Origin of the sequence: Phaeobacter sp. JH20_08 (genome assembly GCF_048056635.1) — a bacterium.
In the GTDB taxonomy this organism is placed as follows: domain Bacteria; phylum Pseudomonadota; class Alphaproteobacteria; order Rhodobacterales; family Rhodobacteraceae; genus Phaeobacter; species Phaeobacter bryozoorum.
In genome coordinates this window covers 900,558-918,601 of the sequence record NZ_JAYMVV010000005.1, presented here as the reverse complement: position 1 = coordinate 918,601, position 18,044 = coordinate 900,558, and the positions used below count along the sequence as shown (strand labels likewise).

General features: G+C 62.4%; 20 protein-coding genes. 12 read left to right on the top strand and 8 right to left on the bottom strand.

What is annotated here, in order from left to right; genetic code table 11:
* Positions 1 to 118: 118 nt before the first annotated feature.
* The 7 genes from purF (at position 119) to VWY75_RS06350 (ending at position 6,553) form a co-directional block, all read left to right on the top strand.
* Positions 119 to 1,576, top strand: coding sequence for an amidophosphoribosyltransferase (gene purF / locus VWY75_RS06380; RefSeq protein ID WP_374015315.1), 1,458 nt, complete (start codon positions 119 to 121; stop codon positions 1,574 to 1,576).
* A gap of 113 nt (positions 1,577 to 1,689) precedes the next feature.
* On the top strand, positions 1,690 to 2,232 hold the full coding sequence (locus tag VWY75_RS06375; RefSeq protein WP_340546295.1) for a DUF2199 domain-containing protein: 543 nt from the start codon (positions 1,690 to 1,692) through the stop codon (positions 2,230 to 2,232).
* A gap of 241 nt (positions 2,233 to 2,473) precedes the next feature.
* Positions 2,474 to 2,743, top strand: coding sequence for a hypothetical protein (locus tag VWY75_RS06370; RefSeq protein ID WP_340545151.1), 270 nt, complete (start codon positions 2,474 to 2,476; stop codon positions 2,741 to 2,743).
* Between the two features lie 99 nt (positions 2,744 to 2,842).
* A complete protein-coding gene (locus tag VWY75_RS06365; RefSeq protein ID WP_416537776.1) occupies positions 2,843 to 3,496 on the top strand; it encodes an SDR family NAD(P)-dependent oxidoreductase in 654 nt (217 codons plus the stop codon).
* Positions 3,497 to 3,766: 270 nt separating this feature from the next.
* Positions 3,767 to 4,549, top strand: a complete 783-nt coding sequence (gene surE, locus VWY75_RS06360; protein ID WP_416535917.1) for a 5'/3'-nucleotidase SurE — start codon at positions 3,767 to 3,769, stop codon at positions 4,547 to 4,549.
* Entirely contained in the window at positions 4,546 to 5,193 is a 648-nt protein-coding gene (locus tag VWY75_RS06355) for a protein-L-isoaspartate(D-aspartate) O-methyltransferase (RefSeq protein ID WP_340545148.1), read from the top strand. Before surE ends, VWY75_RS06355 begins: the two co-directional genes overlap by 4 nt.
* A 139-nt stretch (positions 5,194 to 5,332) precedes the next feature.
* Entirely contained in the window at positions 5,333 to 6,553 is a 1,221-nt protein-coding gene (locus VWY75_RS06350; protein WP_416537777.1) for a peptidoglycan DD-metalloendopeptidase family protein, read from the top strand.
* Positions 6,554 to 6,661: 108 nt separating this feature from the next.
* Here the strand turns inward: VWY75_RS06350 and VWY75_RS06345 are convergent, their stop codons facing one another.
* The 5 genes from VWY75_RS06345 to tatA all read right to left on the bottom strand — a co-directional run bounded on the left by VWY75_RS06345 (position 6,662) and on the right by tatA (position 9,874).
* A complete protein-coding gene (locus tag VWY75_RS06345) occupies positions 6,662 to 7,504 on the bottom strand; it encodes an ATP-binding protein (protein WP_416537778.1) in 843 nt (280 codons plus the stop codon).
* Between the two features lie 47 nt (positions 7,505 to 7,551).
* Complete coding sequence (gene rpiB / locus VWY75_RS06340; protein ID WP_416535920.1) at positions 7,552 to 8,007, bottom strand: ribose 5-phosphate isomerase B; 456 nt, start codon at positions 8,005 to 8,007, stop codon at positions 7,552 to 7,554.
* Positions 8,008 to 8,192: 185 nt separating this feature from the next.
* Entirely contained in the window at positions 8,193 to 9,167 is a 975-nt protein-coding gene (gene tatC, locus VWY75_RS06335) for a twin-arginine translocase subunit TatC (RefSeq protein ID WP_416537779.1), read from the bottom strand.
* Complete coding sequence (gene tatB, locus VWY75_RS06330; protein WP_260087519.1) at positions 9,164 to 9,649, bottom strand: Sec-independent protein translocase protein TatB; 486 nt, start codon at positions 9,647 to 9,649, stop codon at positions 9,164 to 9,166. Before tatB ends, tatC begins: the two co-directional genes overlap by 4 nt.
* A 6-nt stretch (positions 9,650 to 9,655) precedes the next feature.
* On the bottom strand, positions 9,656 to 9,874 hold the full coding sequence (tatA, locus tag VWY75_RS06325) for a twin-arginine translocase TatA/TatE family subunit (protein WP_416537780.1): 219 nt from the start codon (positions 9,872 to 9,874) through the stop codon (positions 9,656 to 9,658).
* Between the two features lie 225 nt (positions 9,875 to 10,099).
* Here tatA and VWY75_RS06320 point away from each other — a divergent pair, with 225 nt between their 5' ends.
* Both VWY75_RS06320 and VWY75_RS06315 read left to right on the top strand, forming a co-directional pair.
* On the top strand, positions 10,100 to 10,408 hold the full coding sequence (locus tag VWY75_RS06320; RefSeq protein ID WP_416535921.1) for an antibiotic biosynthesis monooxygenase family protein: 309 nt from the start codon (positions 10,100 to 10,102) through the stop codon (positions 10,406 to 10,408).
* 134 nt (positions 10,409 to 10,542) lie between these two features.
* Positions 10,543 to 11,250: a helix-turn-helix transcriptional regulator gene (locus tag VWY75_RS06315; RefSeq protein WP_416537781.1), complete on the top strand. Its 708-nt coding sequence runs from the start codon at positions 10,543 to 10,545 to the stop codon at positions 11,248 to 11,250.
* A 10-nt stretch (positions 11,251 to 11,260) separates the two neighbouring features.
* Here the strand turns inward: VWY75_RS06315 and VWY75_RS06310 are convergent, their stop codons facing one another.
* The 3 genes from VWY75_RS06310 to VWY75_RS06300 form a co-directional block, all read right to left on the bottom strand.
* Positions 11,261 to 12,388, bottom strand: coding sequence for an ABC transporter ATP-binding protein (locus VWY75_RS06310; RefSeq protein WP_340545141.1), 1,128 nt, complete (start codon positions 12,386 to 12,388; stop codon positions 11,261 to 11,263).
* Between the two features lie 171 nt (positions 12,389 to 12,559).
* The gene (locus VWY75_RS06305) at positions 12,560 to 13,687 is read right to left on the bottom strand and encodes a hypothetical protein (RefSeq protein ID WP_416537782.1); all 1,128 of its coding nucleotides are present in this window, start codon (positions 13,685 to 13,687) and stop codon (positions 12,560 to 12,562) included.
* A gap of 13 nt (positions 13,688 to 13,700) precedes the next feature.
* Positions 13,701 to 14,480, bottom strand: a complete 780-nt coding sequence (locus tag VWY75_RS06300; RefSeq protein ID WP_416537801.1) for an SDR family oxidoreductase — start codon at positions 14,478 to 14,480, stop codon at positions 13,701 to 13,703.
* A gap of 295 nt (positions 14,481 to 14,775) precedes the next feature.
* On the opposite strand from VWY75_RS06300, the gene VWY75_RS06295 reads away from it, so the two are divergent.
* The 3 genes from VWY75_RS06295 to VWY75_RS06285 all read left to right on the top strand — a co-directional run bounded on the left by VWY75_RS06295 (position 14,776) and on the right by VWY75_RS06285 (position 18,040).
* Positions 14,776 to 15,744, top strand: coding sequence for a Hint domain-containing protein (locus VWY75_RS06295; protein WP_416537783.1), 969 nt, complete (start codon positions 14,776 to 14,778; stop codon positions 15,742 to 15,744).
* Between the two features lie 167 nt (positions 15,745 to 15,911).
* Positions 15,912 to 16,343 carry an ester cyclase gene (locus VWY75_RS06290; RefSeq protein ID WP_416537784.1) on the top strand — a complete coding sequence of 144 codons (432 nt, stop codon included), beginning with the start codon at positions 15,912 to 15,914 and terminating at the stop codon, positions 16,341 to 16,343.
* 89 nt (positions 16,344 to 16,432) lie between these two features.
* A complete protein-coding gene (locus VWY75_RS06285; protein WP_416537785.1) occupies positions 16,433 to 18,040 on the top strand; it encodes a peptide chain release factor 3 in 1,608 nt (535 codons plus the stop codon).
* Positions 18,041 to 18,044: the final 4 nt, after the last annotated feature.

Here is an 18,044-nt window from a genome sequence, read left to right as displayed (position 1 = left end):
TTTTTTACCCAACTGTCGTGAAACCGTGATCCTTGGGTGACATGCGCGGACGGACCCTCTATGTGGGGGACATCCTGACAACCGGATTCGGAGCTACACCGCCTTGCCGATGCCGCAGATGCCCCCCGCCCACCCGTTTGACGATGACAAGCTGCGCGAAGAATGCGGCATCTTTGGCGTCGTCGGCGTCCAGGACGCTTCCAACTTTGTCGCGCTCGGCCTGCACGCCCTGCAACACCGGGGACAGGAGGCCGGCGGCATTGTCACCCATGATCCTGTCGAAGGGTTCCAGAGCGCCCGTCGTTTCGGCTATGTCCGCGACAACTTCACCTCGCAGGATGTGATGTCTACCCTGCCCGGCCCCATCGGGATTGGCCATGTGCGCTATTCCACCGCCGGGTCCAAGGGTCAGACTGCGATCCGGGACGTGCAGCCTTTCTTTGGCGAATTCGCTATGGGCGGTGCAGCGATTGCCCACAACGGCAATATCACCAACGCCAATGCCCTGCGCCGCGAACTGATCGAGCGCGGCTCGATCTTCCAGAGCTCGTCCGACAGTGAGTGCATCATTCATCTGATGGCCCGCTCGTTGCAGCGCAATATCCCGGAGCGGATGGAAGATGCGCTGCGCCGGGTCGAAGGCGCCTTCTCGGTTGTTGCCATGACCCGGACCAAGCTGATCGGTGTCCGCGACCCGCTGGGCGTGCGCCCGCTGGTGCTGGGTCGGGTCGGCGAAGGCTATGCACTGAGTTCGGAGACCTGTGCGCTGGACATCATCGGCGCCGAGTTCCTGCGCGAGATCGAGCCGGGCGAAATGGTGGTGATCACCGACAAAGGTGTCGAGAGCCATTTCCCGTTCCGCCGCCAGTCGTCCAAGTTCTGCATCTTTGAACATGTCTATTTCTCCCGCCCTGATTCGATCCTTGGCGGGCGGTCCGTCTATGAGACCCGCGAAGCCATCGGTCGCGAGCTGGCAAAGGAAAACCCGGTCGAGGCGGATCTGGTCTGCCCGGTGCCGGACAGCGGCACGCCCGCAGCGATCGGCTATTCGCTGCAATCGGGCATTCCCTATGCGATGGGGATCATCCGCAACCAGTATATGGGCCGGACTTTCATTGAGCCGACCGAGCAGATCCGCAACATGGGCGTGCGCCTGAAGCTGAACGTGAACCGCGCCCTGATCGAGGGCAAGCGGGTGATCCTGGTGGATGATTCCGTGGTGCGTGGGACAACATCGCGCAAGATCAAGGAGATGATCCTGGATGCCGGGGCCAGCGAGGTGCATTTCCGCATTGCCTCGCCGCCGACCGCTTGGCCCTGTTTCTATGGTGTGGACACGCCCGAACGTGACAAGCTGCTGGCCGCAACCATGTCCGAGGATCAGATGGCCAAACATCTGGCCGTGGACAGCCTGAAGTTCATCTCGCTGGACGGGCTTTACCGGGCCGTCGGGCAGGATCAGGGCCGTAACAGCAAATGCCCGCAGTATTGTGATGCCTGTTTCTCGGGCGAATACCCTGTTGTTCCGACCGATATGGTCGAACGGGGGTTTGAAATGAAGTCGCCGGCAGAGTAAGAGCGCAGCCGATATCAGTACGACTCATGAGGCGCTGATCACCAGATCGGCGCCTCTTTCCTTTTTGCCCCTGCCCCCGAAAGGCCGTCCCCTTGGATCCACATCTCGCCCGCATGCTTGGCTCACAGCGCCAGTGTCGCTGTTGCGGAGCGACGTTTGCCCAGCTGTTGAGCCTCAGCTGCGACCGGCCCGACGTCTGCCCGGAGGATATGTTCGTGCATGACAACACGGCGATCTCGGCGCAGGCGGGGGATGTGCTGACCGAAGATTTCTGCCGCCTGGGGCATCTGCGCTTTGTGCGGGCGGTGCTGGCTGTACCGCTGGCGGACACCCGTGGAGAAGAGTTCATTCTGGGCACATGGGCGCGGCTCAGCCAAGAGGATTTCGATGCCTATCTCGACCGGTTCGAGATGCAGGACACCGAAGATATGGACAGCAAGCGGGCCTGGCTGGCCAATGCCATTCCGCCCGATGACAGCGAGTCTGTTGAAGCGATGCTGCATATGCGGCCCGAAGGGCAATACCCTGAGCTACAGATCTCCGAGCCGGATCACCCGCTTTACAATCTGCAGATGGTCGGCGCGCAGATGGAAGAGTTGCTGGGGCTGCTTTATGCCTATGGCCACGATCTGCCCTCGCTCATCTATGATGCCTGAGGAGGCTGATCTGCGCGCCGCCTAGGCGCTGCACTGTCGCTCTTGCAAGATGCGACACCTGAGACTTCAAGCCCCCTGCGCGCAATTGCGCAGGGTCACTTGGCGGAATGGGCGGGCGTTTGCGCAGGGCGCCGGGGCGCACCGGCATGGGCTTGCCCACGCTCTCGGCGCCCCCTGTTCCCGGCAGTGCGCAGCTGATAGCCGAAGGTCGATACCGCACAAGAAAGAAATCCTGTCCAGAATGGCAAATCGTGAGAATGGCAAGACGCCGGCCAATGTCGCCGGTCATGCCACCCAGAAAGACGCATTGCACCGCAACCGCCTCAGCCTTCTGGGGTTGTTCGGCGCCAACGACAACCTGAGCGCCATGGTGCGGATGCCGAACGGCCGCATGCAGATCGTGACCCGCGGCAGCCGCCTGTCCGGTGGCGAAGTTGTTGCCATTGATGCCGACGGCCTGATCCTTCAGAAAAACGGCAAGGCATCACGTCTGGCGATGCCGGGCGGGTGACCCGCAACCGGCGCGCGGACGGGCATCACGCCCAGGCTTGAGACCGCTGCGCCGCTTTGGCCCCTTGACCCGCGCCGCGCTGCGCCGCACAAGGCGCCCATGACACAGAAACTCGCTCTCATCACCGGGGCCTCACGGGGCCTGGGCGCCGCCCTCGCAGAGGCATTGGCGCCGACGCATCACATCGTCGCCGTGGCCCGCACCACAGGCGCATTGGAAGAGCTGGACGATCGTATCAAGGCCAACGGTGGCTCGGCGACTCTGGCCCCTATGGATATCACCGTTCCGGAGGCCATGGCCACGCTCTGCCGGGGCATCCATGATCGCTGGGGGCGGCTGGACCTCTGGCTGCACACCGCCATTCACGCCGCGCCGCTGAGCCCGGCGCAATTCGTGGCGGCCAAGGACTGGCAGAAATCCATCGCGATCAATGCCACGGCACCCTCCGTTCTGATCCCCTATGTGGCGCCGCTTCTGGGGCAGACCGGTCAGGCCGTATTCTTTGACGATCCCCGCGCGGGCGAGAAATTCTTTGGAGCCTATGGCGCCAGCAAGGCCGCGCAGATGTCGCTGGCCAACAGCTGGCAGGTCGAAAGCGCCAAGACCGGCCCCAAGGTGCAGGTGCTGGCGCCAAATCCGATGGCGACAGCGGTGCGCGCACGGTTCTTTCCGGGTGAAGATCGCGATGCCCTGAGCACGCCGCAGGCCGAGGCCGCACGGCTGCTCCCCGAGATTCTGGCCGCCGCCGACTGATCTGAGGGTCAGAGACACCCGCAAACTGCGCGAACACGCGGCTTTCCGCCGACCGGTGCCTGCAACGGGCGCCGGTCGTTCTGGTTTTCAAGCGGGCCAGAAAATCTGTGACCTCTGTGCCGCAGGGGCTGGCGCCGGGCGCTCTGGTCGGGGTCACGACGGGGAAAGGCTTGCCCCCTTTTGCCCCACATCTTATTCAGGTCTGGAGTGCAGATCGGCGTAATCACGCCCGACACATAGGCTGCCAGAGCCAGACGAGAGGCCCCGTCCATGCGAATTCTGATCACCAATGACGATGGCATCAGCGCCCCCGGCCTTGCGGTTCTGGAGCAGATCGCCCGCGAGGTTGCAGGTCCCGGCGGAGAAGTCTGGACAGTGGCACCGGCGTTTGAGCAATCCGGCGTTGGTCATTGCATCAGCTACACCCGCCCCTTCATGCTGAGCCAGCTGGGCGAACATCGCTTTGCCGCAGAAGGATCGCCTGCGGACTGTGTGTTGGCCGGGCTGCATGTGGTGATGAAAGACCAGCAACCGGATCTGGTGTTGTCCGGGGTAAACCGGGGCAACAATTCTGCCGAGAACGCGCTCTACTCCGGCACCCTCGGCGGGGCGATGGAGGCGGCATTGCAGGGCATTCCGGCCATGGGCCTGTCGCAGTATTTTGGGCCTCAGAACGCGCAGCTTGAAAACCCGTTTGAGGCAGCCGCCCAACATGGTGCCGATCTGATCCGTTCCATCTTGGAAGCGCAGCCCAAGGAAGACGCCGATTACCGCTTGTTTTACAACATTAATTTCCCACCTGTCCCTGCCGCTGATGTGAAGGGACGGCGGATTTCACCGCAGGGTTTCCGGCGCGGCAGCCATTTCTCGGCCGAGGAGCAGACCTCCCCCAACGGGCGGCGCTACCTGTGGATCCGTGGTGGCAACCAGCATGTTGCCACCGCCGAGGGCAGTGACGCAGCGCAGAACCTGGCAGGCTATATCTCCGTGACGCCGATGCGGGCGGATCTGACCGCGACAGATGCGCTGGAGCGCCTGAAGGGCATTGAATGAGCGACCCGACAGCTGAAACCAAGATGCAGTTCCTGTTCGCCCTGCGCTCGCGCGGGGTGACGGATGCGCAGGTCCTCGATGCAATGGAACAGATCGACCGCGGCCCCTTTGTGCGGGGGCTGTTTTCGGCGCGCGCCTACGAGGATATGCCGTTGCCGATCGCCTGCGGGCAGACCATTTCGCAGCCCTCTGTTGTCGGTCTGATGACCCAGGCCTTGCAGATCTCGCCCCGCGATACGGTGCTGGAAGTTGGCACCGGCTCTGGCTATCAGGCCGCGATCCTGAGCAAGCTGGCGCGGCGGGTCTATACCGTGGATCGTCATGCGCGGCTGGTGCGGGAGGCGCGGCAGATCTTCGATCAACTGCACCTGTCCAATATTACCTCGCTGGTCGGCGATGGCAGCCACGGCCTGCCCGAACAGGCGCCTTTTGATCGAATCATCGTGACCGCTGCCGCCGAAGACCCGCCCGGCCCACTCTTGGCGCAGCTGAAGACCGGCGGTATTATGGTGGTGCCCGTGGGGCAGTCCGACACTGTACAGACGCTGATCCGTGTTCAAAAAACCGACAGCGGCCTCGAATACGACGAATTGCGCCCGGTGCGTTTTGTTCCCCTGCTTGAGGGGATCGGCAAAGACACGTAAGGGAGGGGCAAGAGACCCGCCCACCCCAACCGCTCCGGACATCCTCCAGCGGGATCGCGTGGCTGGCCGACAGACTATTGGCAAGCCCCAGGGATAATGGGGGCCCGCAAGACGGGAACGGCGTTCCGAGGAGAGCGAAATGACAGTGACTGTACCCACCCACCGCAATCGTGTGACAGGACGCAAGGCGCTGATGGCACTGCCGCTGGTGGCCGTGCTGGCGGCCTGCGAGGCACCGCTGGATTACGACCTGCGCGGCCAGATCGGTGCGTTCAACACGACAAAGGCGGCGCAGACCGCAACCGCCAGCCGCCCGAAACCCGATGCCAAGGGGCTGATCACCTATCCATCCTATCAGGTGGCCGTTGCCCGTCGCGGCGATACGCTGAACGATGTGGCAGGCCGCATTGGTCTGCCCGCCAGCGAGCTGGCCCGGTTCAACGGGATGAAGCCCGACGATCCGCTGCGGCAGGGGGAGATCATTGCCCTGCCCCGCCGCGCACCCGGTACGGCGACCAGCGGCGGCGTCGATATCGCCTCGCTGGCGGGGGATGCGATCGACAGCGCCCCATCGACCACACCCTCGGCGGCAAGCACCGTCAGCACAACGCCGCTGGCACCGCAGCCGACCGCAAGCAAGCCGCAGGTCCAAAGCGGCCCAGAGCCGGTGCGCCATAAGGTGAAGCGCGGCGAAACCGCTTATACCGTCTCGCGGCTTTATCAGGTGCCGGTGAAATCCCTTGCGGAATGGAACGGCCTCGGCAGCGATTTTGCCATCCGTGAGGGCCAGTTCCTGCTGATCCCGCTGAAGGACCGCCCAGCCCCGCGCAAGGAAGCATCCGCAGCGGTGGTTCCAGCCGCCGCCACCGTCACCGCGCCGGGTGAAGGCACCAATACGCCCCTGCCGCCAAGCGCCACCAAGCCACTGCCGCAGGAAACCGTCGCCCCCGCGGCCCAGGCGCCGAAAGCGCTGCCTAAGGTAGAGGTCCCGACCCCGACCCGCAGCTCCAGCGCCGCGATGGGCTTCCCGGTCAAGGGCAAGATCATCCGCACCTATTCCAAGGGCAAGAACGACGGCATTGATATCGCAGGTGCAGCGGGCGCCCCGGTGCAGGCCGCCGATGGCGGTACGGTGGCGGCGATCACCAAGGATTCCAACAATATTCCGATCATTGTGATCCGCCACGACGCCAAGCTGCTGACGGTCTATGCCAATGTCGACAAGATCGAGGTCAACAAGGGCGACACCGTTTCGCGCGGTCAGACCATCGCCGCATTGCGGGACGGACCCGCTGCCTATGTGCATTTCGAGGTGCGCAACGGCTTTGAAAGCGTCGATCCGCTCCCCTATCTGCAATAAACGTCGCAAGCGGCAACAGGCAATAAAGAGACGGCGCTCCGGGTCATCCCGAGCGCCGTCTTTTGGTTGATCACAGCTGTTCAATCATGGCTGCTGCCGTCTTTGCGGTCAGCTGACCTTCACCCCATGGCGGCCGGCCAGATCGGTAAAAAACTGCCAGGCCACCCGGCCCGAGCGGGCGCCGCGCGTGGCCTGCCATTCGATCGCCTCGGCGCGCAGAACCGGTTCCGGCACCACAACGCCATAGGCCGCGCAATAGCCTGATATCATGGCGAGATATTCATCCTGATCGCAGGGGTGGAAACCCAGCCACAGCCCGAACCGATCCGAGAGAGAGACCTTTTCCTCAACCGCTTCCGACGGGTTGATGGCGCTGGAGCGTTCGTTCTCGATCATATCACGCGGCATCAGATGACGGCGATTGGAGGTGGCATAGAACAGCACATTGTCCGGCCGACCTTCGATGCCGCCATCCAGCACCGCTTTCAGGCTTTTGTAGTGCTGATCGTCATGGCCGAAGGACAGGTCATCGCAGAACAGGATGAACCGCTCGGGCGCTGCCCGCAGATGGTTCAGCAGACGCGCGACCGATGGCAGATCCTCGCGCTGCAGCTCCACCAGTTTCAGAGCGGGGAAGTCCGGCGACAGCTGTCCGTGGATCGCTTTCACAAGGCTGGATTTACCCATCCCCCGCGCGCCCCAGAGCAGTGCATTATTGGCGCCGAACCCGGCGGCAAAGCGGCGGGTATTGTCCAGCAGCGTGTCGCGCGCGCGGTCGATCCCCAGCAGCAGCTCAAGATCGACGCGGTTCACGGTTTCGACAGCCTCCAGCCGGTCCGGGGCCACATGCCAGACAAAGGCAGAGGCAGCACCAAAGTCAGGCGCCTTCAGTGGCGCAGGTGCCATCCGTTCCAGCGCATCGGCGATGCGGCTCAGGCTTGTGTCATCCATCGGGGCCTCCGGTCTATTGCACGTGGGGCGTATCGGCGCGCTCGGGCTCAGCTGTCCTGCGGCTCGATCATGTCGACGCGCGTGGCATGTCGGCCGCCCTCGAACTCAGCATTGAGGAAGGCATCGACAATTTCAATCGCCAGGCTGTCGCCTACCACACGCGCTCCGATAGAGAGCATGTTGGCGTTATTGTGCTGGCGGATCATCTTGGCCGAGAAAGTCTCTGAGCAGACGCCGCAGCGGATGCCTTTGACCTTGTTCGCGGCCATCATGATGCCCTGGCCGGTGCCGCAGAGGATAATGCCCAGATCGCAATCACCCGAGGCAACACGCTCTGCCGCCGCCGCGCCATGTTTGGGGTAATGTGTGCTTTCCGGTGTTGTCGGACCGATATCAACCACCTCATATCCGTTTGCGGCAATATGCGTGGCAATGGCCTGGCGCAGGTCGATTGCCGCGTGATCGCTGGAAAGAACAACGCGGGTGGGTTTGGTCTGGTCCATGGGTGTCTCCGTCGGTGGGTTACCGGCGTCAAAGCATGTTCCGGCTGCGCGAGCAAGGGGGCAGCCTATACACCCCTGCCCGATCCGCCATGGCGCCCCGGCCGCATAAGGAAGGGCGCACCGTCTCCGGCGCGCCCTTTCTCGATATGCTGGTCCAGATCTAGCAGGAGCAGATCCGGTCTGGATTACCGGGTCTTGCCGTCGTCCTCATCGTCGAACTCGGCCATCAGCGGGTCGTCTTCGGGATGCCGGCCCATCTCCTCGTACAGATCGTCGCCGTCATCATCCTCGTCATCATAGTAGCCTTCTGCGCGCAGCTTGGCCTCGCGGGTCTTTTCCACCTGACGCACCAACAGGATCGACAGCTCGTAAAGGCCATAGACCACCGAGAACAGGATGCCTTGGGTGATCACATCCGGCGGCGTCACCAGCGCAGCCAGCACCAGAATGGCGACAACCGCGTATTTGCGCACGCTGCCAAGACCATCTGCGCTGACCAACCCGGCCTTGCCCATCAGGGTCAGGAGCACCGGCAGCTGGAAACACAGGCCAAAGGCCATAATGAACTTCAGCGTGATGTCCAGCGACTCGTTGACCTTGCCAAAGAAGGTGATGCGCACACCTTCTGTGGTTTCCGGCACCACGGCGGCATCCGCAGGCAGGCTGTCGACCGCGCCGGACAAGAGGTTGGCAAAGATGGATGACACATCGGCAAAGCCAAGGAAAAACGCCATCGCCAGCGGTGTGACCACGAAATGGGCAAAACTGGCCCCCAAGAGGAACATCACCGGCGAGGCGATGAGGAAGGGCAAAAAGGCGTTCTTCTCTGTCTTGTAAAGCCCCGGTGCCACAAAGCGCCAGAGCTGGAAGCCGATAACCGGGAATGACAGCGCAAAGCCAAACACCATGGAGATGCGGAACAGCGTGAACAGATATTCCTGCGGGCTGGTGTATTGCAGCGTTGGCGACGGGTCGCCGAGGCTGCGCAGGGTTTCCTCGATCGGGCCAAGCAGGAACTGCAGGATCGGCTCTGCCACGGTGAAGGCCAGCACGATCCCCACGATGAACGCGCCAACCGCCCGGATCAGGCGGGTGCGCAATTCGGCCAGATGCTCAATCAGCGGCGCTGTGCTGTCGTCGATATCCTCGGACGCGCTCATGTCTTGGTCTCACTTTCTGACGTCGCCGACGTGTCTGTGGCAGCCAGGGCCGCCTCCGCTTCGGCTGCCTTGGCCTGGGCCTCTGCGGCCTCGCGTGCCTTGCGGTCCGCAGCGGCACGGGCAGTGGCCGCCTGGATCTTCTTGGCATCCTCAGCCCGCTCAGCGGCCAGTTTCCCGGTTTCACTGTCGGGGTCGAACTTGGTCGGGTCGATGGATTTTGCCATATCCTGCGCGGCCTGTTTGACGCCGTCCATTGCGGTATTGACCGGGTTGGCCGCCGCTTTCAGCCCCTTGGCCATCTCATTGACGCCCGCCTCATCGGCGGCGTCATTCATGGCCCGGCTGAATTCGCGCGCCATGCCCTTGGCCTTGCCCACGAACCGTCCGACATTGCGGAACAAAACCGGCAGGTCCTTGGGCCCGACAACAATCAGCGCCACAACGCCGATAACCATGAGTTCGGTCCACCCAAGATCAAACATCGCGGCTTAGACCTTGTCTTTTTCGGTCTCGGGCGTCACGTCGCGCGCGGTCTCGGCGGAGGTCTCTTCTTCCAGCTCCTTGGTGCTGTCGTTCACGCCCTTTTTGAAGGCGGTGATGCCTTTGCCGACCTCACCCATCAGCGAGGAAATCTTGCCGCGGCCAAAGAGGACCAGAACCACAACGGCGATGAGCAGCAGGCCGGGAAGGCCGATATTGTTAAGCATGAGAGCGTCTCCTTCTGCGGCAGATCCGCCGGGAGACGGTCTGCGTTGTTGTTTGACCTGTTTTTAAGCGCCGAGCCCCCGGCGGGAAAAGCCGTGAGACATCGGCAGGGGCGTGGATTCCACGCAAAACTGCATTTTTGCGCGCTGCTGAAAACACAACTGACAGGTTTATGTCAGTTGGCCTGCTCTACACCACCTCCATCACAGCATTCAAGGAGAGACGTGATGAGCAAACATGTTGCAGAGATTGTGACCTTCAAACTGGCCGAAGGTGTGAGCGAAGCGGAATTCATCGTGCTGAGCCAGGCCAGCGAATCCTTCGTTCGCGCCCAGCCCGGATTTGTTCACCGACAGCTGAGTTGCGGCGAGGACGGGCGCTGGACCGATTATGTCATCTGGGCAGACATGGAAACCGCCAAGTCGGTCGCGGCTGAGTTCCACAAGCAGGACTTCTGCGCCAGCCTGATGCAGGCGATTGCCGAGGGCACTGCGCAGATGCGTCATGAGGAGGTACAGTGGAGCATGGCCTCCTGAGGGGCGCAAGCCAGGCTCAGGTCAAGTACGGAGGGTGGATGCGCTGCATCCGCCCTCTATCCGGCGGGGGGCGTCAATCACTGCGCGTGGTGTCGGGCCTTGACCTCCTCCCCGCGCCGTTCCAAGGCTAGATCATGCGCCGTACTGATCGCCTCTTTGATATTATCCAGATCCTGCGCGACGGGAAATTGCACCGCGCACAGGATATCGCCGAACGGCTGGAAGTCTCGACCCGGACGATCTACCGCGACATGGATACGCTGGTTGCCAGCGGTGTCCCGGTGGAGGGCGCACGAGGGGTCGGCTATATGGTGCGCGAAGCGATCACGCTGCCGCCGCTGACGCTGACTGCGGAGGAGCTGGAGGCGCTGAACCTGGGCATGGCGATTGTGGCCGAGGCCGCCGATCCGGATTTGAAGGCCGCCGCAGAGAGGCTGGCCGCCAAGGTGGACGCGGTGCTGCCCGAAGGCACCATCGCCGAGGCGGATGCGTGGAAGTTTGCCGTCTACCCCTTTGCCGATGCTGCGCGGGGCTTTACGCAGATGCCAACCTTGCGGGCCGCGATAAAGGCCCGCCAGAAGCTGCATCTGACCTATCGCCGCATTGATGAGACGCTGACCGAGCGCGTCATCCGCCCCTTGCATATGGAGTATTGGGGCCGGGTCTGGACGCTGACCGCCTGGTGCGAAACGCGTGGCGATTTCCGGGTGTTCCGGGTCGACCTGATCGAGGCGGCCAAACCCCTGCCCGAGCTGTTCGTGGATGAGCCCGGCAAACGATTGATGGACTACCAGCCCTATGCCGACTCGTCCGATGCTGCTGCGGGGCCAACGACCGGCTGATGGATGTAGCTCAGCTGCCGGTCGGGAAGACGAAGCACCGGTTGCGCCGAACCGTGAGCCACATCACCCGGCCTGCATCCGGCAGGAATACATTGGGCACAGTCGCCTTCAGCACGCTGCCATCGAAATCCATGCGAAATTCAACCAGGCTCTCATGCCCTAGAAAGCGCGCCCGCTCGACCACGCCGCGCGCGGCTACCCCGTCGCTGGGGGTCGGGTGCGGGCCGCGCCCGTTCCGATCAAAATCAATGCGCAGATGTTGGGGGCGGAACACGATGTCGACCTTGGTGCCATCAGGCACACCCGGCGCCAGAAACTGACCAAAGGGCGTTTCGGCCAGAGCGCCATTCACTTCGGCATGAAGAACATTGGTGTCACTGAAGAACCCCACCGCCGCACGATCGACCGGACGGGTATAGACATTATAGGGCGCCCCCTGCTGCACGATCTTACCGGACCGCATCAGCGCAATCTCATCAGCCATCCGCATCGCCTCTTCCGGCTCATGGGTGACCAGCAGGACGGCAGCATCCTCTTCCTTCAGCAATGTCAGGGTCTCGTCGCGAATGCCGTCGCGCAGGCGATTGTCCAGCCCGGAGAACGGCTCATCCATCAGCATGATGCGCGGCTTGGGCGCCAGCGCGCGGGCCAGGGCCACCCGCTGCTGTTCGCCGCCCGACAGCTGATGGGGGAATTCGTCGATATATTGCGACAGCGACACCTTCTGCAGCAGCTCCTGCACCCGGAGGCGTTTCTCGTCCTTGCTGCCCTTCAGTCCGAAGGCGACATTGTCGGCCACGCTCAGATGCGGGAACAGGGCAAAGTCCTGAAACATAAGCCCGATTTCCCGGCGTTCGGGCGGAACGCGGAACACGGTGTCGCAGATCAGCTTGCCATCGACGTAAATCTCGCCGCTGTCCTGCATCTCGACGCCGGCAATCATCCGCAAAGTGGTGGACTTACCACAGCCCGAAGGCCCCAGAAGACAGGTCACCTGACCGGCCTGGATCTGTAGCGACACGTCATCCACCACCGCCCGCCCGTCAAAGAAGCGCCGCAGGTTGCGGATCTCCAGACGTGGTGCGGTCACGGCGGGTCTATCGGTGCCAACCATCGGATCAAGGGGGGCAGATGTCATGCGACCTCGTAACTGGTTTCTGATCAAAACGATCTGGTTTAGCTCGCAGATATCAACCCCGCTGCCCCCATGCAAGGGAACGGGGCGCGGCGCGACAGATCGCGCCTTGGATCGGGCAAACTCACCGCTGACGGAGGGGCAGCTGGCAGAGGGTAAACCGAGGGCGGACTGCTAGCTCATAGGCTCCAGCAGATCAAAGGTGAGATCATCCCGCACCCGGCCATTGACCAGCAACTCCAGCCGATGCGGCCCCGGCACCAGCGTAAAGGTGCTGGCCCCGGCTTTCAGCGGATGGCGCTTGCTGAGACGGGTGCCGCCTTCGGAAATCGCCGTCTGTTTCAGTTTGAAGACCTTCGCCGAGACCTTGCCTCCGGGCCGCTGGAAATGCAGGCGATAATCCACCAGCACAGGGGCGCCGGGGGCGCCGTCCAGATGGCAGTCAAATTGCAGGGCTCCGCCGATATGGACCGGCTCCTTGGCAAGCGCCAGCGTCGCCTTGACGGCGGCCTCGGGATCATAGCCCAGCATCTGCATGGCGCCTGTATGACCCTCTTTGACGAGACCGCGCAGGGCATGGGCCGTGATCCAGGCCAGCTCCTCCGGGCGCTGCTGGTCGGCCGCCTGCCAGCTGCGTAGCCGGTCCAGCACCAGTTCCGGCTCCTTCTTCGAGATGTCATTCAGGTGGTTGGCGACCGAGCGGGTGACATAGCGGGTGGGATCTGCGTGAAGCTGATCCAACAGCGGCAAGGGCTGCGCAAGAGTCAGCGGTACCGACTGCCCCCAGGGCAGCCTTGGACGGGTGCCCTCGCTCACCAGACGGCGGACATGATAATTGTCGCTCGTGGCCCAGTGCTGCATCTCTGCCAGAGTCAGATCGGTCCAGCGGGTCAAAAAGGGACGTATCGCCCATTCCATCGAGAACCGCTGCGTGATGTCGCGGAGCAGCTGCAACGACAGCTCCGGCGCCTGGTCCAGCCCGCGCAGCACCACAAGTTCGCCCAAAGGCGCAAATATGAAATCACCGAAGTCATCATCGCTCAGGCTTGGGTCCAGCGGCGGTGGCAAGGCGCGCCGCAACACCGGTGCTGCGGCCTCCAGATCCTCCGGTAGGTGGCGGGCCAGCACATCGGCAATCAGCGCGATGCGCTGCTTCAGCTCCAGATCGGGCAGATCCGCCATCACCTCGGACACAAATCTGTCCGCTTCAAACCCCGGGTCCGCCGCCGCAAAGAGACCCGCGAGATAGCGGGTCTTCTCAATATTAAACAACTGATCCTTCAGCGAAAAACCGGATGCCACGCTGTCGCCCCCATCAGATGGTCATATTGGTGGCGCCGCCATCCAACAGAATATTCTGGCCAATGATAAAACCCGCATGCTGGGAGCAGAGAAAGGCGCAGGTAGCGCCAAATTCCTGCCGCGTGCCGTAGCGCCCGGCGGGAATGCTGGCGGCGCGCTGTTCGGCCGCTTCCTCAAGCGATATCCCCTGTTGCTGGGCCACGCCCGTATCCAGCGAGACCGCGCGGTCAGTGGCATGGATGCCGGGAAGCAGATTGTTGATGGTCACGCCCCTGGACGCGACCTGGCGCGAGGTGCCTGCCACATAGCCGGTCAGCCCGGTGCGCGCCGCATTGGAGAGGCCCAGAACCGGAATCGGTGCCTTCACCGACTGTGAGGTGATGTTGACGACACGGCCCCATCCGCGTTCCATCATGCCGGGGACCAGCGCCCTGATCAGCGCGATCGGCGTCAGCATGTTAGCATCCAGCGCCCTGATGAAATCATCACGGCCCCAATCGGACCACACGCCCGGTGGCGGCCCGCCCGCGTTGGTGACAAGGATATCGACGCCCTCTGCCGCGGCGATAACCTCGGCCTGCCCTGCCTCGGTGGTGATGTCAGCAGCAATGGTTTCGACATTGACACCATACACATCGCGGATCGACTGGGCTGACGCCAGAAGCGCCTCTTCGCCGCGCGCGTTCATCACCAGATCCACGCCCGCCTCGGCCAGAGCCTCAGCACAGCCCAGCCCCAGCCCCTTGCTGCTGGCACAGACCAACGCCCGCTTTCCCGACAATCCCAAATCCATCATCTCTCTCCCTGTTACGGCGCGTCGTCGTCCGCCTGTCAGCTGCCCGATGGGCTGATGTGGCGGACCGGATCACGCATCTGTTCTGTTGCCCGAAGCTTGCACGCTCGCCCCGGGATTGACCAGCCCCGATGCCATCGGCGATCCGGTGGTCATCCCCTGCCCTGCCGGCTTTGGCAGTTTCCCCCTGCGGCTTCGCAAAACCACCCCGCTCTGGTCCGCATCTCGCCACATTTCGCCGCAAGATAGAAGGTCATACGCGCAGGATGCGCACACGATACTGGTTAGGTTATTCATGCTGACACAGCTGCATCAGAGCCCCGTTGCCGCCCAGATTCTTGCTGTTTTTCCTGCCGCCGATTTCTGCGTCGAGATGGGCGCGAATATGGGCGATGGGCTTGGGGTATATGATGACCTGCATCTGGACGACGTCTATCAGCTGATGCGCAACGCGCCACCGCGCCAATTGTCGTTGACCGCACGCGCGGACGGGCAGCTTGTTCTTGGTCAGGACAGCGCAACAGGTGCACCCGGTGCCCGGCTGCATCTGGATTGCCTGTTGACGCTGATGCCGGATATCGGCGCCAATGTGGAGGCGCTGGTGGTGGTTGAGGTCGATGACGACGGGTTGATCGCGGCGATCTATCTGCTGCCGCTTGCCCCCTTGCTGCCGCAGACCGGCTATACCCTTGTGCGCAAGACCCGCGAGGGCACGCGCCAGCGGCTTGCACAGCTTGCCTGTGTCTCCTTCACGCGCGGAACACACATCACCCTGGACACCGGCGCCCAGCGACCGATTGAGGATCTACAGGTAGGCGACCGGGTTCTGACCCGCGATGCCGGTGCCCAAGTGGTGCGCTGGATCGGCCAATGCACCAGCCGTGCGGTTGGAGAAATGGCTCCGATCCTGATCCGGGCCGGGGCGCTCAACAACGCAAATGACCTGCTTGTCAGCCCGGACCACCGGTTGCTGGTGCATCGCTGTCGCGAAGGTCGCCGCCGTGGCCGACCAGATCAGCTGGTGCGCGCACGCGAACTGGTCAATGGCATCGACATTGTCGAACGAACCGGCGGCTTCATCGACTATTTCCAGCTGCTGTTTGATCGCCACCAGATCATCTTTGCCGAAGGGATCGCCGCTGAGAGCCTGCTGCTTGATCCGCTGACACGGGCTGCGCTGCCGCAGGAGAAGCTGATCCGCACGCCGGGCCTGATCCCCGGTCAACCACCGCGCATCTCGGGCCTGGAGCCGCGCCCGATGTAAACATGCTGGTATATGGCCCCTTCGCGCCGGGATGTGCGAGGCCGCAACAGATGCCCGGGAACTGGGCGAGAGGCGAAGCGAGTTTACGATTACTGATAGAATTGCCCCTACAATTCAACCATATGGGGAATTCTCTCCTTATGGACTCTATGGGACTTTGCCTGACGATGACAAAACAGCAACTGGTGCAGCGCTGGTTTTTCGAGGTCTGGGAGAAACGCAACATGGCCGCGTTTGCCGAGATGCTGGCCCCCTCTCTGGATACGACCGAACTGCTCGACGGGCTCCCCAATCCACGTCAGGACTATCCCGTCCTGATTGACGTCGTTCACAAGCTTGCGGGCAAATTCCGCGTTCAGATCCTGCAGTATATCGAGGATGGCGACTGGACCTCGACACGCTATCTGCTGACCTCTGATGGCCCGGACGGGATGACGCCGGTCAGCGCCGAGGGAATCATGATGATTCGGTTTGCGGACGGCAAAATCGCCGAGCTGTGTTCCAAGTTCGATGCCTTCACCTTTTTTGAACAGCTGGGTCAGCTGCCGCCAGATGCCATGCCGGCCTGCCTTGGAGGGCAGACGCTGGTCTGGGAGTAAACAGCAGGTCTCAGCTATCAGGACCGCGACGCAACGGCTGTCGCCCTGTTTTTCTTGCCTCGGCCCGCCATCCTGATATACGCGCGCTCATGCTCGATATCGTCCCAAACCGCCCCGACCTGCCGGCTGAAATTGCCCGGCGCCGCACCTTTGCGATCATTTCGCATCCGGATGCCGGCAAAACCACGCTGACTGAAAAGTTCCTGCTTTATGGCGGTGCTATTCAGATGGCAGGTCAGGTGCGCGCAAAAGGCGAGGCACGGCGCACGCGGTCGGACTTCATGCAGATGGAGAAGGACCGCGGGATCTCCGTCTCAGCCTCGGCCATGTCGTTTGACTACAACAGCTACCGCTTCAATCTGGTGGACACACCCGGTCACTCCGATTTCTCGGAAGATACCTATCGCACGCTGACGGCGGTGGACGCGGCGGTGATGGTGATCGACGGTGCCAAGGGTGTGGAAAGCCAGACCCAGAAGCTGTTTGAAGTCTGCCGCCTGCGCGACCTGCCGATTCTGACGTTCTGTAACAAGATGGACCGAGAGAGCCGGGACACCTTTGAGATCATCGACGAGATCCAGCAGAACCTTGCGATTGACGTGACGCCCGCCAGCTGGCCGATCGGCGTTGGCCGTGATTTCATCGGTTGTTACGACATGCTGCGCGACCGGCTGGAACTGATGGACCGCGCGGATCGCAACAAGATCGCCGAAAGCATCGCGATTGAGGGGTTGGACGATCCCAAGCTGGCCGAGTATGTGCCTGCACATCTGCTTGAGAAGCTGCTGGAAGAGGTCGAAATGGCCCGCGAGCTGCTGCCTGCACTGGATCCGCAATCGGTGCTTGAGGGGCATATGACGCCGATCTGGTTCGGCTCGGCGATCAATTCCTTTGGCGTGAAGGAACTGATGGATGGCATCAGCACCTACGGACCCGAGCCGCAGCCACAATCGGCGCTGCCGCGCCAGATTGCGCCGGATGAGACGAAGGTTGCCGGTTTTGTATTCAAGGTGCAGGCCAATATGGATCCCAAGCACCGCGACCGTGTGGCCTTTGTCCGGCTGGCCTCGGGCCATTTCAAACGCGGTATGAAGCTGACCCATGTGCGCTCAAAGAAGCCGATGGCCATCTCCAACCCGGTGTTGTTCCTGGCCTCTGACCGCGAGCTGGCCGAGGAAGCCTGGGCTGGTGACATCATCGGCATCCCGAACCACGGCCAGCTGCGCATCGGCGACACGCTGACCGAAGGAGAGGCGCTGCGTGTCAGCGGCATTCCGTCCTTTGCGCCGGAACTGTTGCAGGGGGTGCGCGCGGGTGACCCGATGAAGGCCAAGCACCTGGAAAAGGCGCTGATGCAATTTGCCGAGGAAGGTGCCGCAAAGGTCTTCAAACCCTCGATCGGCTCCGGCTTTATCGTGGGTGTGGTCGGCCAGCTGCAATTCGAAGTGCTGGCGAGCCGTATCGAGATGGAATACGGCCTGCCGGTGCGCTTCGAAGCCTCGCAGTTCACCTCGGCCCGCTGGGTCAGTGGCGACAAGACCGCGCTTGATAAATTCATCAACACCAACAAGCAGCACATTGCCCATGACCATGACGGCGACGTGGTCTATCTGACCCGCCTGCAGTGGGATATCGACCGTGTAGAGCGCGACTATCCAGACTTGAAACTGACGGCGACCAAGGAGATGATGGTTTAAGACC

Bases quoted from the DNA above. Each gene is read 5' to 3' on its own strand.
- purF (WP_374015315.1), top strand. From the start codon at position 119: ATGCCCCCCGCCCACCCGTTTGACGATGACAAGCTGCGCGAAGAATGC.
- VWY75_RS06375 (WP_340546295.1), top strand. From the start codon at position 1,690: ATGCTTGGCTCACAGCGCCAGTGTCGCTGTTGCGGAGCGACGTTTGCC.
- VWY75_RS06370 (WP_340545151.1), top strand. From the start codon at position 2,474: ATGGCAAATCGTGAGAATGGCAAGACGCCGGCCAATGTCGCCGGTCAT.
- VWY75_RS06365 (WP_416537776.1), top strand. From the start codon at position 2,843: ATGACACAGAAACTCGCTCTCATCACCGGGGCCTCACGGGGCCTGGGC.
- surE (WP_416535917.1), top strand. From the start codon at position 3,767: ATGCGAATTCTGATCACCAATGACGATGGCATCAGCGCCCCCGGCCTT.
- VWY75_RS06355 (WP_340545148.1), top strand. From the start codon at position 4,546: ATGAGCGACCCGACAGCTGAAACCAAGATGCAGTTCCTGTTCGCCCTG.
- VWY75_RS06350 (WP_416537777.1), top strand. From the start codon at position 5,333: ATGACAGTGACTGTACCCACCCACCGCAATCGTGTGACAGGACGCAAG.
- VWY75_RS06345 (WP_416537778.1), bottom strand. From the start codon at position 7,504: ATGGATGACACAAGCCTGAGCCGCATCGCCGATGCGCTGGAACGGATG.
- rpiB (WP_416535920.1), bottom strand. From the start codon at position 8,007: ATGGACCAGACCAAACCCACCCGCGTTGTTCTTTCCAGCGATCACGCG.
- tatC (WP_416537779.1), bottom strand. From the start codon at position 9,167: ATGAGCGCGTCCGAGGATATCGACGACAGCACAGCGCCGCTGATTGAG.
- tatB (WP_260087519.1), bottom strand. From the start codon at position 9,649: ATGTTTGATCTTGGGTGGACCGAACTCATGGTTATCGGCGTTGTGGCG.
- tatA (WP_416537780.1), bottom strand. From the start codon at position 9,874: ATGCTTAACAATATCGGCCTTCCCGGCCTGCTGCTCATCGCCGTTGTG.
- VWY75_RS06320 (WP_416535921.1), top strand. From the start codon at position 10,100: ATGAGCAAACATGTTGCAGAGATTGTGACCTTCAAACTGGCCGAAGGT.
- VWY75_RS06315 (WP_416537781.1), top strand. From the start codon at position 10,543: ATGCGCCGTACTGATCGCCTCTTTGATATTATCCAGATCCTGCGCGAC.
- VWY75_RS06310 (WP_340545141.1), bottom strand. From the start codon at position 12,388: ATGACATCTGCCCCCCTTGATCCGATGGTTGGCACCGATAGACCCGCC.
- VWY75_RS06300 (WP_416537801.1), bottom strand. From the start codon at position 14,480: ATGGATTTGGGATTGTCGGGAAAGCGGGCGTTGGTCTGTGCCAGCAGC.
- VWY75_RS06295 (WP_416537783.1), top strand. From the start codon at position 14,776: ATGCTGACACAGCTGCATCAGAGCCCCGTTGCCGCCCAGATTCTTGCT.
- VWY75_RS06290 (WP_416537784.1), top strand. From the start codon at position 15,912: ATGACAAAACAGCAACTGGTGCAGCGCTGGTTTTTCGAGGTCTGGGAG.
- VWY75_RS06285 (WP_416537785.1), top strand. From the start codon at position 16,433: ATGCTCGATATCGTCCCAAACCGCCCCGACCTGCCGGCTGAAATTGCC.